The 15,139-nt window shown below is 73.0% G+C and carries 12 protein-coding genes; 1 reads left to right on the top strand and 11 read right to left on the bottom strand.

All coding sequences use genetic code 11. The features are described from left to right. Window positions 1–42: 42 nt before the first annotated feature. From ACFC0Z_RS12075 to ACFC0Z_RS12100, 6 genes are all read right to left on the bottom strand, one after another. Window positions 43–3,885, bottom strand: coding sequence for a multifunctional oxoglutarate decarboxylase/oxoglutarate dehydrogenase thiamine pyrophosphate-binding subunit/dihydrolipoyllysine-residue succinyltransferase subunit (locus ACFC0Z_RS12075; protein ID WP_376435674.1), 3,843 nt, complete (start codon window positions 3,883–3,885; stop codon window positions 43–45). Window positions 3,886–4,175: 290 nt separating this feature from the next. Next, the gene (locus tag ACFC0Z_RS12080) at window positions 4,176–5,228 is read right to left on the bottom strand and encodes a sensor histidine kinase (protein WP_376436664.1); all 1,053 of its coding nucleotides are present in this window, start codon (window positions 5,226–5,228) and stop codon (window positions 4,176–4,178) included. Between the two features lie 95 nt (window positions 5,229–5,323). Next, complete coding sequence (locus ACFC0Z_RS12085) at window positions 5,324–6,061, bottom strand: response regulator transcription factor (protein WP_376435677.1); 738 nt, start codon at window positions 6,059–6,061, stop codon at window positions 5,324–5,326. 96 nt (window positions 6,062–6,157) lie between these two features. Then, entirely contained in the window at window positions 6,158–6,838 is a 681-nt protein-coding gene (locus ACFC0Z_RS12090) for a spermidine synthase (RefSeq protein ID WP_376435680.1), read from the bottom strand. A 99-nt stretch (window positions 6,839–6,937) separates the two neighbouring features. Then, window positions 6,938–7,999 carry a 5'/3'-nucleotidase SurE gene (gene surE, locus ACFC0Z_RS12095; RefSeq protein ID WP_376435682.1) on the bottom strand — a complete coding sequence of 354 codons (1,062 nt, stop codon included), beginning with the start codon at window positions 7,997–7,999 and terminating at the stop codon, window positions 6,938–6,940. A 120-nt stretch (window positions 8,000–8,119) separates the two neighbouring features. Next, window positions 8,120–9,883: a glycoside hydrolase family 3 protein gene (locus tag ACFC0Z_RS12100; protein ID WP_376435683.1), complete on the bottom strand. Its 1,764-nt coding sequence runs from the start codon at window positions 9,881–9,883 to the stop codon at window positions 8,120–8,122. A 148-nt stretch (window positions 9,884–10,031) separates the two neighbouring features. On the opposite strand from ACFC0Z_RS12100, the gene ACFC0Z_RS12105 reads away from it, so the two are divergent. Next, window positions 10,032–10,670, top strand: coding sequence for a TetR/AcrR family transcriptional regulator (locus ACFC0Z_RS12105; RefSeq protein WP_376435686.1), 639 nt, complete (start codon window positions 10,032–10,034; stop codon window positions 10,668–10,670). Between the two features lie 38 nt (window positions 10,671–10,708). On the opposite strand, the gene ACFC0Z_RS12110 is transcribed toward ACFC0Z_RS12105, so the two are convergent. From ACFC0Z_RS12110 to ACFC0Z_RS12130, 5 genes are read right to left on the bottom strand one after another with little or no spacing between them, the layout of a single operon-like run. After that, complete coding sequence (locus tag ACFC0Z_RS12110; protein WP_376435688.1) at window positions 10,709–11,317, bottom strand: hypothetical protein; 609 nt, start codon at window positions 11,315–11,317, stop codon at window positions 10,709–10,711. Next, entirely contained in the window at window positions 11,314–12,603 is a 1,290-nt protein-coding gene (locus tag ACFC0Z_RS12115) for a hypothetical protein (protein WP_376435690.1), read from the bottom strand. Before ACFC0Z_RS12115 ends, ACFC0Z_RS12110 begins: the two co-directional genes overlap by 4 nt. Then, on the bottom strand, window positions 12,600–13,427 hold the full coding sequence (locus tag ACFC0Z_RS12120; protein ID WP_376435693.1) for an ABC transporter ATP-binding protein: 828 nt from the start codon (window positions 13,425–13,427) through the stop codon (window positions 12,600–12,602). Before ACFC0Z_RS12120 ends, ACFC0Z_RS12115 begins: the two co-directional genes overlap by 4 nt. Further along, a complete protein-coding gene (locus ACFC0Z_RS12125) occupies window positions 13,424–14,530 on the bottom strand; it encodes a zf-HC2 domain-containing protein (protein ID WP_376435695.1) in 1,107 nt (368 codons plus the stop codon). The genes ACFC0Z_RS12120 and ACFC0Z_RS12125 overlap by 4 nt, the downstream gene beginning before the upstream one ends. After that, a complete protein-coding gene (locus ACFC0Z_RS12130) occupies window positions 14,527–15,126 on the bottom strand; it encodes an RNA polymerase sigma factor (RefSeq protein ID WP_376435698.1) in 600 nt (199 codons plus the stop codon). Before ACFC0Z_RS12130 ends, ACFC0Z_RS12125 begins: the two co-directional genes overlap by 4 nt. Between the last annotated feature and the right edge of the window lie 13 nt (window positions 15,127–15,139).

The raw sequence follows: 15,139 nt of genomic DNA on the forward strand, positions 1-15,139 counted from the left end.
ACCCCGAGGGGGTGCCGGGCCTCCGCACGTATGACCGGTCTATCAGGCCTCGAAGACCTCGTTGACCAGCTGCTGCTGCTCCGCCTGGTGGCGCTTGGCCGAGCCGACCGCCGGGGAGGAGGAGTGCGGACGCGAGATCCGGCGCAGGCGCTCGCCCGCCGGGATGTCCGCGCCGACCGCCAGGTCCAGGTGGTCGATCAGGTTGAGCGCGATGAACGGCCACGCACCCTGGTTCGCCGGCTCCTCCTGCGCCCAGATGTACTTCGCGGCGTTCGGGTACTTGGCGATCTCGGCCTGGAGCTCGGCACCCGGCAGCGGGTACAGGCGCTCCAGACGGATGATCGCGGTCTCCGTGTCGCCACGCTTCTGACGCTCGGCCTCCAGGTCGTAGTAGACCTTGCCGGCGCAGAAGACGACCTTGCGGACGTCGGCCGGGTTGACCGTCTCGTCGCCGATCACCGGGCGGAAGCCGCCGGTGGTGAACTCCTCGACCTTCGACGCCGCCGCCTTCAGACGCAGCATCGACTTCGGGGTGAAGACGATGAGCGGCTTGTGGTGCGGGTTGTGCACCTGCCAGCGCAGGAGGTGGAAGTAGTTCGACGGCAGGGTCGGCATGGCGACCGTCATGTTGTCCTGGGCGCACATCTGGAGGAAGCGCTCCGGGCGCGCGGACGAGTGGTCCGGGCCCTGGCCCTCGTAGCCGTGCGGCAGGAGCAGCGTGACGCCGGAGGTCTGGCCCCACTTCTGCTCGGCCGAGGAGATGAACTCGTCGACGACGGTCTGCGCGCCGTTGACGAAGTCACCGAACTGGGCCTCCCAGATGACCAGGGCGTCCGGGCGGGTCAGCGAGTAGCCGTACTCGAAGCCCATCGCCGCGTACTCGCTGAGCAGCGAGTCGTAGACGTTGTAGTGGGCCTGGTCCTCGGCGAGGTAGAGCAGCGGGGTGTAGTCCTCGCCGGTCTCCTGGTCGACGAGGACCGCGTGGCGCTGGCCGAAGGTGCCGCGGCGGGAGTCCTGGCCCGAGAGACGGACCGGGGTGCCCTCCATCAGCAGGGAGCCGATGGCGAGGGTCTCGCCGAAGCCCCAGTCGATGGTGCCGTCGTCGATGGAGGCCGCGCGGCGCTGCATCTGCGGCATCAGACGCGGGTGGACCGTGATCCGCTCCGGGATGCTGACCTGCGACTCGGCGATCCGCTTCACGACCTCGGCGGAGACCGCGGTGGTGACGGCGACCGGGAACTCGGCCTTGGCGTCCGGGACGGTCGCCGACGCCGGGGCGGCGGTGGCCTCGCGGACCTCCGCGAACACCTTCTCCAGCTGGCCCTGGAAGTCCTGGAGCGCCTGCTCCGCCTCTTCGAGGGTGATGTCACCGCGACCGATGAGCGACTCGGTGTACAGCTTGCGCACCGAACGCTTCTTGTCGATCAGGTTGTACATCTGCGGGTTGGTGAACTGCGGGTTGTCGCCCTCGTTGTGACCGCGGCGGCGGTAGCAGATGAGGTCGATCACGACGTCCTTGTTGAACGTCTGGCGGAACTCGAAGGCGAGCCGCGCGACGCGGACCACGGCCTCCGGGTCGTCGCCGTTCACGTGGAAGATCGGCGCCTCGATCATGCGGGCCACGTCGGTCGCGTACATCGAGGAACGCGAGGACTCCGGGGCGGCGGTGAAGCCGACCTGGTTGTTGATCACGATGTGGACCGTGCCGCCGGTGCGGTAGCCCCGCAGCTGCGACATGTTCAGGGTCTCGGCGACGACACCCTGGCCGGCGAAGGCCGCGTCACCGTGGAGGGCGACGGGCAGGACGGTGAAGTCCGTGCCGCCCTTGTTGATGACGTCCTGCTTGGCGCGGGCGATGCCCTCCAGGACCGGGTCGACCGCCTCCAGGTGGGAGGGGTTGGCGGCCAGGGAGACCTTGATCTGCTCGCCGTCGAGGCCCGTGAAGGTGCCCTCGGCGCCCAGGTGGTACTTGACGTCGCCGGAGCCGTGCATCGACTTCGGGTCGAGGTTGCCCTCGAACTCGCGGAAGATCTGCGCGTACGACTTGCCGACGATGTTCGCGAGGACGTTCAGACGGCCGCGGTGGGCCATGCCGATGACGACCTCGTCGAGGCGCGACTCGGCGGCCGAGTCGATGACCGCGTCGAGCAGCGGGATGACGGACTCGCCGCCCTCCAGGGAGAACCGCTTCTGGCCGACGTACTTCGTCTGCAGGAAGGTCTCGAAGGCCTCCGCCGCGTTGAGGCGGCGCAGGATCCGGAGCTGCTCCTCGCGCTCCACACGGGCGTGCGGGCGCTCGACGCGGTCCTGGATCCACTTGCGCTGCTTCGGGTCCTGGATGTGCATGAACTCGACGCCGGTGGTGCGGCAGTACGAGTCGCGCAGGACGCCGAGGATGTCGCGGAGCTTCATCATCGACTTGCCGGCGAAGCCGCCGACCGCGAACTCCCGCTCCAGGTCCCACAGGGTGAGGCCGTGCTCGGTGATGTCCAGGTCGGGGTGCTTGCGCTGCTTGTACTCCAGCGGGTCGGTGTCGGCCATGACGTGGCCGCGGACCCGGTAGGAGTGGATGAGCTCGAAGACGCGCGCGGCCTTGGTGACGTCGTCGTCGTGCGACGCGTCGATGTCCTTGAGCCAGCGGACCGGCTCGTAGGGGATGCGCAGGGCCTTGAAGATGTCGTCGTAGAAGCCCTCCTCGCCGAGGAGGAAGTTCGCGACGATCCGCAGGAACTCGCCGGAGGCGGCGCCCTGGATGACCCGGTGGTCGTACGTCGAGGTCAGGGTCATGACCTTCGAGATGCCCAGCTTGTTCAGGGTGTCCTGGGACGTGCCCTGGAACTCGGCGGGGTAGTCCATCGAGCCGACGCCCATGATGACCGACTGTCCGGGCATCAGACGCGGCACGGAGTGGACGGTGCCGAGGCCGCCGGGGTTGGTCAGGGAGACCGTGACGCCGGTGAAGTCGTCCATCGACAGCTTGCCCACGCGGGCCCGCTTCACGATGTCCTCGTACGCCTGCCAGAACTCGAAGAAGTTGAGCGTCTCGGCCTTCTTGATGCCCGCGACGACGAGCTGGCGGTCGCCGTTGGGCTTCACCAGGTCGATGGCGAGACCGAAGTTGACGTGCTCCGGCTTGACCAGGGTCGGCTTGCCGTCCTTCTCCGCGAAGGAGTAGTTCATCGACGGCATGGCCTTGATCGCCTGCACCATCGCGTAGCCGATCAGGTGCGTGAAGGAGATCTTCCCGCCCCGGGCGCGCTTCAGGTGGTTGTTGATCACGATCCGGTTGTCGAAGAGCAGCTTCACCGGCACGGCGCGGACGGACGTGGCCGTCGGCACCTCCAGCGAGGCGTTCATGTTCTTCGCGACCGCGGCGGCGGGGCCGCGCAGCGTGATCAGCTCGGGGCCGGCGGGAGCCTCGGCGGCGGGCTTCGCGGCAGCCGGCGCGGCAGCAGGGGGCGCGGCATTGGCCGCTCCTGTGGAGCCGGTGCCTGCACCGGGGGCCTTCACGGGAGCCGGGGCCGGGGCGGCCTTCACGGGAGCCGGAGCCGGGGCCGGGGCCGCGGCGGGAGCCGGGGCGGGCGCGGGGGCCGGAACGACGGCGGGAGCCGAAGGCGCGGCCTGTGCGGGGCCCGCCTGCGGCGCGACCGGCGCGCTCTGCGTGGTGGTGGCGGCCGGGGCGGTCGGGGTCTCCGAGGCCGCTCCCGGCTTGTAGTCGGCGAAGAAGTCCCACCAGGCACGATCGACCGAATTCGGGTCCTGGAGGTACTGCTGGTAGATCTCGTCGACGAGCCACTCATTGGCACCGAAGGCGTTGGCAGGGTTCTGACCCTGCCCGTCTTGGTCGGTCGGGGAGCTCGGGGTACTGGGGGACTGAGACGACACGGCGGCAACCGCCCTCTTCCGCTTCACAAGGTGATGGACAGCGGAAATAAAGGCTACGCCTGTCCGGCCGGGAGGTGCAGGCCGGGCCGTCCAACGTCGCGCAAGTCACACTTGACGGGGTGTTTCGGGGCCGTGAATGGCGGGAAACAACCCTGGTTCCGCATGCGTGAGGGTACGGAAAAGCGCGGGCACGGCCCCCTTCGGCCGCATCCCTGATCGCCCTCCGCTCACGTGCGCGGGGCTCCCGCACACGTACACGCAGAACGTGCACTTCCGGTTCGAACCCTACGTCAATCTCGCGGAGGAAGGCTGCCCGGAAGAGTGACCCGGATGCGGCAGCCCCGTGCTGATTCGGCCACGCCGATCTCGCCACCGTGCAGTTCCACGGCCCAGCGGGCGATCGCGAGGCCGAGGCCGGTGCCGCCGTCGCTGCCCGGACCCTGCCGGTCCGGGGCCTTGCCCCGGTTGAACCGCTCGAAGACCTTGTACCGCTCCGCCTCCGGGATGCCGGGGCCCTCGTCCTCGACCTCCAGCTCCAGCGAGCCCGGGTGGCCGCCGCGCCGGGCCCGTACCGTCACCCGGCCGTGCGGCGGCGAGTGCTTCACCGCGTTGTCGATCAGGTTCGCGAGGACCTGGTGCAACCGCTCCATGTCCGCGTGGGCGATCAGCTCCGGCGGCGACACGTCGAGGCGCAGATGGACGTCCGTGCGGTGGTGGAGTCCCGAGGTCGAGAAGAGACCGCGCTGGGCCGCGGCGAGGTTCGCCTCCCGCAGCACCCCCGACAGATAGGGCCACACCTCGAAACGGCTCACCCGCAGCGCGACGACACCGTTGTCAAGACGTGACAGGTCGAGCAGCGTCTCGACCAGCCGGCCGAGCCGCTCCGTCTGCTTCAGCGCCGACCGCATCGTCTCCGGATCCGCCTCGGACACCCCGTCCACGACGTTCTCCAGGACGGCCCGCAGGGCGGCGATCGGCGTCCGCAGCTCGTGCGAGACGTTCGCCACGAGCTCCTTGCGGTTCCGGTCGACGGCCTCCAGGTCGTCCGCCATCCGGTTGATCGTCCCGGCGAGGTCGCCCAGCTCGTCCCGGCGGTCCGCGCCCCGCACCCGGCGGCTGAAGTCGCCGCGCGAGATCGACCGGGCCACCGTGTTCATCTCGTCCAGCGGCGCGGTCAGCGACTGCGCCACGAACTGGGTGATCAGCAGGGTCGCGATCATCGCGAAGATCGTGATGTACCGGAACTCGGTGGAGGTCCGGATCGCCACCAGGGCGAGGCAGGACGTCAGCAGGACCGCTCCGACGACGAGCGCGCCCAGCTTCGTCTTGACCGAGACGGCGATCCGGCGGCGGCCCCGGGCGCCCGGTCCGGCGGCGGTGCCGGGCCGGGGAGTGCCGGGGCGAGGGGCGCCGGGCCGTCTCCGCCCCTGGGGGAGGCTCACGGCGCCGGGGTCTCCAGCGCGTACCCGACGCCGTGGACCGTACGGATGCGCTCGGCCCCGATCTTCCGGCGCAGCGCCTTGATGTGGCTGTCCACGGTCCGGGTGCCCGAGGCGTCCGCCCAGTCCCAGACCTCGGCGAGGAGCTGCTCGCGGGAGAGGACCGCCCGCGGGGTGCCCGCCAGACAGACGAGGAGGTCGAACTCGGTCGGGGTCAGGTGCACGTCCTCGGAGCGGACCCGGACCCGGCGCTGCGCGTGGTCGATCTCCAGCTCGCCCAGGCGCAGGATGCCGCTGCGCGGGGTGACGGCCGCGAGCGCGGCCCGCTCCACCCGGCGGAGCAGGACGTGGACCCGGGCGGCCAGCTCCCGCATCGAGAACGGCTTGGTCATGTAGTCGTCCGCGCCGACCCCGAGCCCGACCAGCATGTCGGTCTCGTCGTCGCGGGCGGTGAGCATGAGGACCGGGACGGGCCGCTGGGCCTGGACCCTGCGGCAGACCTCCAGGCCGTCGAAGCCCGGGAGCATCACGTCCAGGAGCATGAGGTCCGGCTGCCAGGCCTCGGCGGCGTCGACGGCCGAGGGGCCGTCCGCCGCGGTCTGGACGAGGAAGCCCTCGGCGCGCAGCCGGGCGGAGATCGCTTCCGCGATCGTCGCGTCGTCCTCGACCACCAGGACCCGACGCTGGGCCCCGGGAGTGGCCGCCGCACCGTGGTGATTGGTGTGTGTCTGGTCCATTGCCCCGCCTCGCGTCGCCGATGTCGGTGCAGCAGCCTAGAGGTACCGGCGGCGTCCCGGCTATCCAGGAGTGCTCCCGGGTCCGTCCGGGGGCGGTCAGGGACGTACGGCGAGGTGGACGACGTCGGGGACGCCCCGGGCAACGGGGATCTCTTCGGTCCGTACCCCACGGAATCCGGCATTCCGCAATGAGTCTTCGAAATCGCCGGACGGCCGCGCCGACCACACGGCGAGGACCCCGCCGGGGCTGAGGCGGGCCGCGCAGGCCGCCAACCCCTGCGCGGAGTACAGGTTTTCGTTGTCCTCCGTAACCGTCCAGTCCGGCCCGTTGTCGATGTCCAGGCAGAGGGCGTCGTAGGTGTCGGAACTCGTACGGAGGTACTCCACGAGGTCCGTGTGCAGGATCACGGTCCTCGGGTCGCCGAGCGCGCGCCCGGAGATCGCGGACAGCGGCCCGCTCCGGTGCCAGTCGATGATCGCCTCCTCCCGCTCGGCCACCACGATCCGCCCCCAGCGCGGGTCCGCCGCCGCGTGCGCCAGCGAGAACCCCACCCCGAGGCCGCCGAGAAGGACCGAGGCGCCCGCGCGGGACTCCTCGGGCAGGGCGTCGAGGGCGGCGTCGACGAGGAGCCGTTCCGAGCGCCCGTCGGAGGTGTCCATGAGGAAGGTGCCGTTGGCGATGATCTCGAAGTGGTGCTCCGCGCGGCGGCGCAGCACCACTTCGCCGTACGGCCCTTCGCGGCGGTCGAGGGTCAGGGGGGAGGACGTCGAGGACATGGTCGTACTCCGCTCGTGTCTCGGCCGGCCGGCGGGCTGCCGGCCGGGGTGAACACCTTACGGAGTCGGGCGATCATGGCGCGCGCTTTTCCCGGGGAGTCACGGGCGCGGAGCCCCGTGCCTGACGTACTGCTCGATCCGGTTCAGCTCGCGGCGGGCGTCGACCGGGGAGCCGTACGTCCGGTCCCAGGTGATCGGGGCGACCGTGACGTGGCCCTTCTCGAACAGCCAGGTGGAGTCGGCGTCCTCGCGGGTCTCGGCGCACTCCTCCGCGGCGCCCTCCTCGCAGAAGCCGAGGGCGATGTCGAAGGAGTCGCCGTCGCCGCGCTGCTCGAAGGCGTGGAAGACGACGGCGCCGTCGCCGACCCGGGTCCAGACCGGGGACTTGGCCGGGACGCCCGCGCTCACGTCGGGGTAGTCGACCTTGAGGGCGAACTTCGGGGTCAGCAGACCGCGCTGCTTGAGGCCGGCGACGAACCGGGCGCCGAACTCGGCGTTGGCGCGGTAGTTGCCCCGGGGGAAGGACATCTGGCTCTCGTCGCCCGAGGAGGAGAAGGCGACGGCCGGGACGCCCTGGTCGACGGCGGCGACGGCGGCGCCGACCGTTCCGGAGTCGTTGACGTTGGCGGAGACGTTCGGGCCGGAGTTGATGCCGGTGAGGACCAGGTCGGGGGCCCCGTCCCAGCCGACCTTGGCCTTGAGGCCGCCGCGCAGGGCGAGCTTCACGGTGTCGGCGGGGGTGGCGCTCGGGGTGTCCTTGGCGCAGGGGCCGTCGGAGAGGCAGACGCCGAAGACCGCGCCGTGCGAGGGGGCGCCCGAGCAGTCGTTCTCGTACCCGGCGGGCAGGGCGGTGCGGCGCTGGGCGGTGACGACGCCGCCGTTGGTGACGGCGGTGCCCTTGCCGGACTGGACCTGCCAGGGGGCCATGACGACCACGTCGGCGCCGGCGGCGCACATCGAGCGGCGGAGCTCGTACAGGCCGAGGCCGTCGGAGTTGCTCGCCTTGGCGGCCTGCATCGAGTCGTCGTTGGAGATCAGGATCCGCATCCCGGCGAGGGGCCGGCCCGCGGGGGCGGCGCTGTCGGCGGTGGAGGCGTAGGCGGTGGCGCCGAGGCCGGCGAGCAGCGCGGCGGCGGAGGCCAGGGCGACGTACTTGCGCATGGAGAACCCTTCAGGTGCATGACATGCGGGAGGGGGAAGATCCGGGGCCCGGCCCCCCACGGGCAGGCCCCGGATCTTTCGCGGGGCCTGTCAGGTACCCCGCGGTCTGTGGGCGCGCCGCTACAGCGGCGGGTTCAGCTCAAGCCCGTGGCCGTGCGCGAACACCGGGTCGGCGGTGTCGTTCGGCACGTCAGGACGGGCCGCCTCGACCGCCGCCATCGAGCGCGGCAGCTCGAAGGGCAGCCGCCCCTCGGCCCGCGCGCGGCCGAAGGCCACGTCGAGCAGCGCCTCGTCGCTCGCGCCGAAGTCGGCGATCAGGGCCGCCGCGCCCGCGGCGATCTCCGGCAGGACCGCCGGGCGCTCCAGGTTGACGCAGACGACGGTCGGCACGGCGGCGAGCAGACCGAGGATCCGGCTCAGCTCGGGCTCCGGGAAGGCGAGCGAGCCGGAGTGGAAGAAGGACTCGAAACGGTTGGGGCGCTCCTCGTACGGCGTGCGGAGCCGCAGCACCGCGAGCTCGGCGTCGGCCGGATCGGCGACGACCTCGCCGTACGCCTCCGCCGTCGCCGGGTCGACGTTCTCCACGTACAGCCTCGGCCGCCCGGAGAGCGGGAGCGGGCCGTCGGTGAGGACGGTGAGGGAACGGCGCTGGGCGGCGGCGCCCGCGGCGGTGAAGTCGGCGCGGCCGACGGTCTCCGCGGCCTCGTCGGGGTCGACGTACCGGCGCCCGTCGAAGAGGCCGAGGACGAACTTCTCGCGCAGCAGACGGCGTACGGAGGCGTCGACGCGCTCCTCGGAGATCCGGCCGGAGGCCATCAGCTCCACGATCACCTCGGGGCACTCCTCGCCGCCGAACTGGTCGACGCCCGCGTCCAGCGCCTTCGCGGTGCGCTCGGCGACGCTCAGGTGCTCGACGCCCCAGGCGCGGGCCACGTGCGGCTCGCCGAAGATCTCCGAGTCCGTCAGCAGGCCCCAGTCGGTGCAGACGATGCCGGTGAAGCCGAGCTCCTCACGGAGCAGCCCGGTGATGACGCCCTTGTTGAAGCCGAAGCCGACCTCTTCCCAGTCGGTGCCGATCGGCTGCCCGTAGTACGGCATCATCTGGCGGCAGCCGGCCGCGACCGCGTGCCGGAAGGGCTCCAGGTGGTGCTCCCGCAGGCCGCCCGGGTAGACCTGCTCCTTGCCGTGCGCGAAGTGCGGGTCCTCGCCGTCCTTCTGCGGGCCGCCGCCGGGGAAGTGCTTGACCATCGCGGAGACCGACTCGGTGCCGAGGGTCTCGCCCTGGAGGCCGCGGACGTACGCCTCCACGAGCTCGCCCGTCAGCTTCGCGTCGGAGCCGAAGGTGCCGGACTGGCGGGACCAGCGGGGCTCGGTCGCGAGGTCGATCTGCGGGTGGAGCGCGGTGCGGAAGCCGACGGAGAGGTACTCGCGGCGGACCGTGTCGGCGAAGCGGAAGACGAGCTCCGGGTCGCCGATGGCGGCGAGACCGAGGGCCTCGGGCCAGGCGGAGAAGGCGCCGGCGTTGAAGGAGGCGCCGATGTTCTCGGTGAACGAGTGGCGCGGGTCGGTGGAGAGCGACACGGGGATGCCGAGGCGGGTGGACGCCGCCATCTCCTGGATCGCGTTGTGCCAGAGGGCCATCTCGCGGGCGCCGTAGCTGCCGAGGAGGTTGAAGTGGGTGAGCCGGCGGCCCTCGATGAGCTGCGGGGTGGTGAGCTCGCGGCGCGAGCCGCCGCCCTCCGGCTCGGTCACCGGGGTGCCGTCCGCGTTCATCATCAGCATCGAGTGGAAGAGCTGACCGGCCTTCTCCTCCGGCGTCATCCGGCCGAGGAGGTCCTCGACGCGCTCGTCCACGGAACGGCTGGGGTCCTGGTACGGGTACATGTCAGGGCTCCTGTGGGTGGGGCGCGGTGGCGAGGTCGGTCGGACGGCCACAGGCTAAGCGTGAAAACCGAGTAGGTACTAGGTTTCTGGAATGTGACCTGGGTCACCGGCCGGGGAGGGTCCGGACGGGCCCCGCTAGGGTGAGGTCATGCCGGAGAAGAAGGACCCCGCACCCCGCAAATCCGCAGGCCGGGGCAGCTACGCGGTCGGGGACGCGCGCCGCCTGAAGATCCTGGACACCGCCGTCGACCACTTCGGGCGCTGGGGCTTCCACGCCTCCTCGCTCGCCCGCATCGCCAACGACTGCGGGATCACCCAGGGCGGACTGCTCCACCACTTCCGCAGCAAGGAGGACCTCCTCCTCTCGGTCCTCGCGCAGAGCGAACAGCACGACATGGAGCGCCTGTTCAGCGAGAAGCCGGAGTCGTACGCGGCCTACCTGGAGACCCTCGTCGCCCTGATCGAGGAGAACACCCGGCGCCCCGGCATCGTCCGGATGTTCAACGTCCTCGTGGGCGAGTCCGGCAACCTCGGCCACCCCGCCCACGAGTACTTCAAGGAGCGCTACGCGCGCGTGCTCCGGCACATGGTCGAGCTCCTGGAGGACGGCGTACGGAGCGGGGAACTGCGCCCCGACACCGACTGCCGCGCCGTCGGGCAGGAGCACCTGGCGATCATGGACGGACTCCAGATCCAGTGGGCCCTGGACCCGGAGTCGATGGACATGCCGGCCCGGGTGCGGTCGTACCTGGAACGGCAGTACGCGGGGATCGCGGCGCGCGACTGACGCACGCGCGCCCGAGCCGCCTGGCGGGCCCGAGCCGACTAGGCGCCGTCGCGCCGTGCGCCCCGCCACGCGTACAGCCCCGCGCCGGCCGCCAGGCAGACGATCGCCGCCGCCCACGCCCCGCCCTCCGTCCCGGGGCGCGCCACCCACGCCCACACCCACCGGGCGGTGCCGCCGTCGATGGACCCCGTGGGGGCGGCCACATGGGCCGCGCCGATGACGAGGACGGGCGGGAGCCAGCTCAGCCGGGCACCGAGGAAGACGGCGGAGGCCGCCGCCAGGCCGACGAGACCCAGCGTGTTCCGTACGGCGGCGGGGGCGCCGAACCCCTCCGTGCCCGGCGGCACCACGAGCGCGAACAGGGCGGCGGCGAGGGCGGTCGGCCCGAGGAGATGGGCGGCGCGGTACGGCCACCAGGCCCGTACCGCCGTACGGTCGAGCTCGGCGCCCGGCGCGTACAGGCCGGTCCCGATCGCGCCGGACACGAGCAGCGGACCGAAGACGGCCGTCAGCCGGACGGCCTCCGCGAACTCCGGCCGCGCCCCTGCCCACGTCGTCCCCCAGGCGGCGGCCGCCGCCGTGCAGAGCAGGGCCGCCAGCGTGCCGGGCAGGCCGCGGGAGCGCAGGTAGAGCAGGGGGCCCGTCATGGGACCGGCACCTCCTCGGGAGAGCAGGGGTCGGCCGTCAGATAGCGGGCGAGGTAGGCGCGCCGGGCGTCCGGCGACTTGGCCGTGAGGCGGTCGAGATGCGGCCGGGTGTCGGCGGGGATCCTGATGTAGGGCGGCGCGGGGGCCAGCCACATGACGACGGCTTCGTGGATGGCGTTCGCCCGCTCGTCGGCGGCGCTCGCGATTCCGCCCGGCGGGCAGCTCCGCAGGACCAGGCGCAAAGCCGCCTCGTACCGGAACGCGGCTGGCTGGGTGAGCGGGCCGGGCAGCGGGCTGAACTCGGGCAGCGAGCGATCCCCCGGGCGGGACGCTCCCCCCGGACCGGCCACCCAGCGGGCCGGGGCGCCCGGCACCCCCTGGAGGCGGGCGTTCAGCGGGGCGAGCGCCGCCGACACCGCCGACAGGCGGGCCGCGTCGAGCGCCGACACGCACACCTGCGGCGTACCGGAATCGCAGACCGGCCTGATCAGGGCCGGGTCGGGGCGCCAGGGCCCCTCGTCCGGCGGCAGCCGCAGGATCAGCGTCGCCGCGCCGACCGCCACCGCGAGCGGCACCAGCGCGAGCGGCCGCAGGCGGGCGGGGCGGAGCCCGTACGCGAGGAGCGCGGCGCACGCGAGCCCCGCCGTCCACGCCATGGACACGGGCGCGAACCACCACACCGCGCTGTCCCAGGAGAAACGGTGCTCACCGGCCGGACCCAGCCAGCGCAGGCCGCTCTGCGTGAACGCGCCGAAGGCGATCACCACGTACCCGACGACACCCAGGAGCGGGGCCGTGAGCCGCCACCGGATCGCCCGCCCCGCGACGTGACCGAGGAGGCCGAGGGCGCCGACGGCGACCGCGTCGGCGGCGAGGAGCTCGACGTACACGCGGCCGCCGGAGATGTTCGGCCAGATGCTCACGAGGCAGACGGTGTCGGCGAGCAGCACCCCGGCGACGGGCCAGAGAGCCGACGGGGCGGCGGCGACGAGCAGCCGGCGCAGCGAGGAGCGGGGCACGGACTCCCACAGCTCCGTCGTCCCGCGCCGCCGGTCCCGGCCGCCGTGCCAGCAGCCCGCCGCGAGGGCGAGGGGTCCGGCGACGGCGCCGACGACGAGGTGCAGCTCGTTGGTGGCGTCGGCCCACCGGCCGTGCCAGTACGACAGCATGCGGAACATCCCGATGAGCACGGTGAGCGCCACGGCGACGGCGGTCCAGGGCCCGATGCCGCGCCTGAGCTCGGTGCGGAGGGCGGAGGAGGGAATCGAGGAGGGGATCAGGGTCATCGGAGGGCCTCCGCGCGGTGCCGGCGGTGGGCGCGCAGGGCGGTGGTGTACCCGCGCTCGACGGCACTGGTCGTGGTCTCGGCCGCGTCGTCGGAATCGGCTCCCAGGGAGGAGAGTTCGGCGGTCGTGCCCCGGAAGGCGAGGCGGCCGGCCTCGATCAGGGTCACGTCCGTGCAGGCGGCGGCGACGTCCTCGACGAGGTGGGTGGAGACGACGACCGTGGCCTCCGTGCCCAGCTCGCGGAGCAGGGCGCGGAACTCGACCCGCTGTTCCGGGTCGAGACCGGCCGTCGGTTCGTCGAGCAGGAGCAACTCCGGTTCGTTGACGATGGCCTGGGCGATCCCGGCCCGGCGGACCATGCCGCCGGACAGGGTCTTCATGCGGGCGTCGATCCGGTCGGAGAGCCCGACGCGTTCGACGGCCCGCTCCACGGCGGCCGGGGCGCGGTCGGCCGGCATCTCCTTGAGCCAGGCGACGTACGCGACGAACTCGCGGACCGTGAACGCCGGGTAGTAGCCGAACTCCTGCGGCAGGTAGCCGAGTCGGCGCCGGATGGCCGTACGGTCCCGGTGGTTCGTGGCGTCGCCGCCGAGCAGCTCGACACGGCCGGAGCGGGGCGCGGCGACGGTCGCGAGGACCCGGATGAGGGAGGTCTTTCCGGCGCCGTTGGGTCCGAGGAGGCCGTGGACGCCGGGGGAGAGGGAGAGGTCGAGCGCGTCGAGGGCGACGGTACGGCGGTGCCGGACGGTCAGCCCCGCGACCTTGACGGTGGAGGTGGCGGTGGAGGTGGCGGTGGCGCGGGCGGGAGGCGAGAGGGAGGTCATCGGGTCTCCAGGTGGTCGAAGGAGCGGCGCCGGAGGACGAGCAGGGCCGCGCAGGCGAGTGCGGCGGCGGCCCAGGCGGACTGGGTGGCGGGGCCGGAGAAGTAGCGGAAGAGGTCGACGTCCTCGGGGGCCCCGCCCCCACTGCCGAGGAAGGGGTCCGCCACGGCGAGCAGCCACCCGCCGCCGAGCACGGCGGAGGACGTCCGGCAGCCGATGAACGACCCGAGGGCGAGGGCGGCCAGCGTCAGCGCGAGCCCCGGGAGCAGCCAGGCGGCGGCCCCCGGAGTCCCGGCGGCGGCCGGGAGCAGCGCCCCGCCCAGGGTCAGCAGGGGGACACAGACGGCGAGTACGGCGGCGGTACGGGTGAGCAGCAGGCGCAGACCGCCGGACGGGGTGGCGGCGGCGATCTCGTACAGCGGATCGGCGTGCCGCCCGTACGAGAGCCCGACGCCGAGCAGCGGCAGCGCGGGCGACAGCGCGAGCAGCAGCCCCCTGGCGCCCGGGACCCCGGCCCCGTACCCGAGCCCGAACGCCCCCGCGACGACGAGCACGACGGCCAGGACCCAGGCCCCGCGCAGCGCGGGCCCGACGGCCCACCAGAGCCGGGAGGGGGAGAGGGCGGGGCGGCGGGGGTCTCCCCACGCGGCGGGGCTGCCACCGCGCGGGGAGGCGGTGGCGGTGGCACTGGCGTCGGCACCGGCACCGGCACCGGTGTCGAGGGGGAGGGCGGGCGTGCCGTCGGCGCCGCTCGCGAAGGCGGCAGTGCGGCCGGTCGTGGCGGGGTGCGGGGCGTCCGCCCCGGTCGTGGCGGGGGTGACGGCTTCTGTCTCCCGTGCGGCGGCTCCCGTCGCCCCTGCGGCGGCGGCCTTTCGACCCGCCGCCCCGACCGGTGGTGGCGCGGCGGCGACGGCGCCCAGGACGTGGGCGCGTACCGAGGCCAGGGACGGTCCCGAGCCCCCCGCGCGGACCGCCGCCGAGACGCGGGTCGCGCACGGCGTGCAGCGCTCGACGTGTTTCTCCAGGGACCAGGCGTCCGTCTCGGAGTCGATGCCCTCCGCGTACCGGCGGGCCTGGGCGTCGGTGACGTGCCAGGGGGACGTCATGCGGTGCCTCCCAGGAGGTACGGGCCGGGGCCGAGCGCCGCGCGGAGTTCGCGGCGGGCGCGCAGGGCCCGGGTCTTGACGGTGCCTTCGGGGATGCCGAGAAGGCGGGCGGCCTCGCGGGTCGTCAGGCCGTCGACGACGGTCGCCCGCAGGACCTCGGCGAGTTCGGGCGAGATCCGGTCGAGGGCGGCGCCCACCTCCCCGTACTCCAGACCGGCGAGCACGCGCTCCTCGGCGGAGGGCGCGGGCGCGGCGGGTTCGAGGGGTGCGGCGGAGGCGCGTTCGGAACGCGCGTGGGCGCGCTGGGCGTCGACGAGCCGGCGGGCGGCGATCACCCAGAGCCAGCCCCCGGCCTCGCCGGAACCCCGGTAGCCGTCGGCCGAGCGCCAGACGGTGACGAAGGCGTCCTGGAGGACCTCCCGTACCGTCTCCTCGTCCGGGCAGCGACGGGCGAGCCGCGCGTACAGCCAGCCGGCGTGCCGGTCGTAGAGGGCGGCGAGCGCCTCGGCGTCACCGCGCGCGACCGCGCGCAGCAGCGTCGCGTCGTCGCTCTCGTCTCGCCTCACGGGCCCCCCTGAGGGGCGTAACAGTCTCACGCCCCTCTATCGC

This window comes from Streptomyces sp. NPDC056144 (assembly GCF_042264145.1).
Classification (GTDB): Bacteria; Actinomycetota; Actinomycetes; order Streptomycetales; family Streptomycetaceae; genus Streptomyces.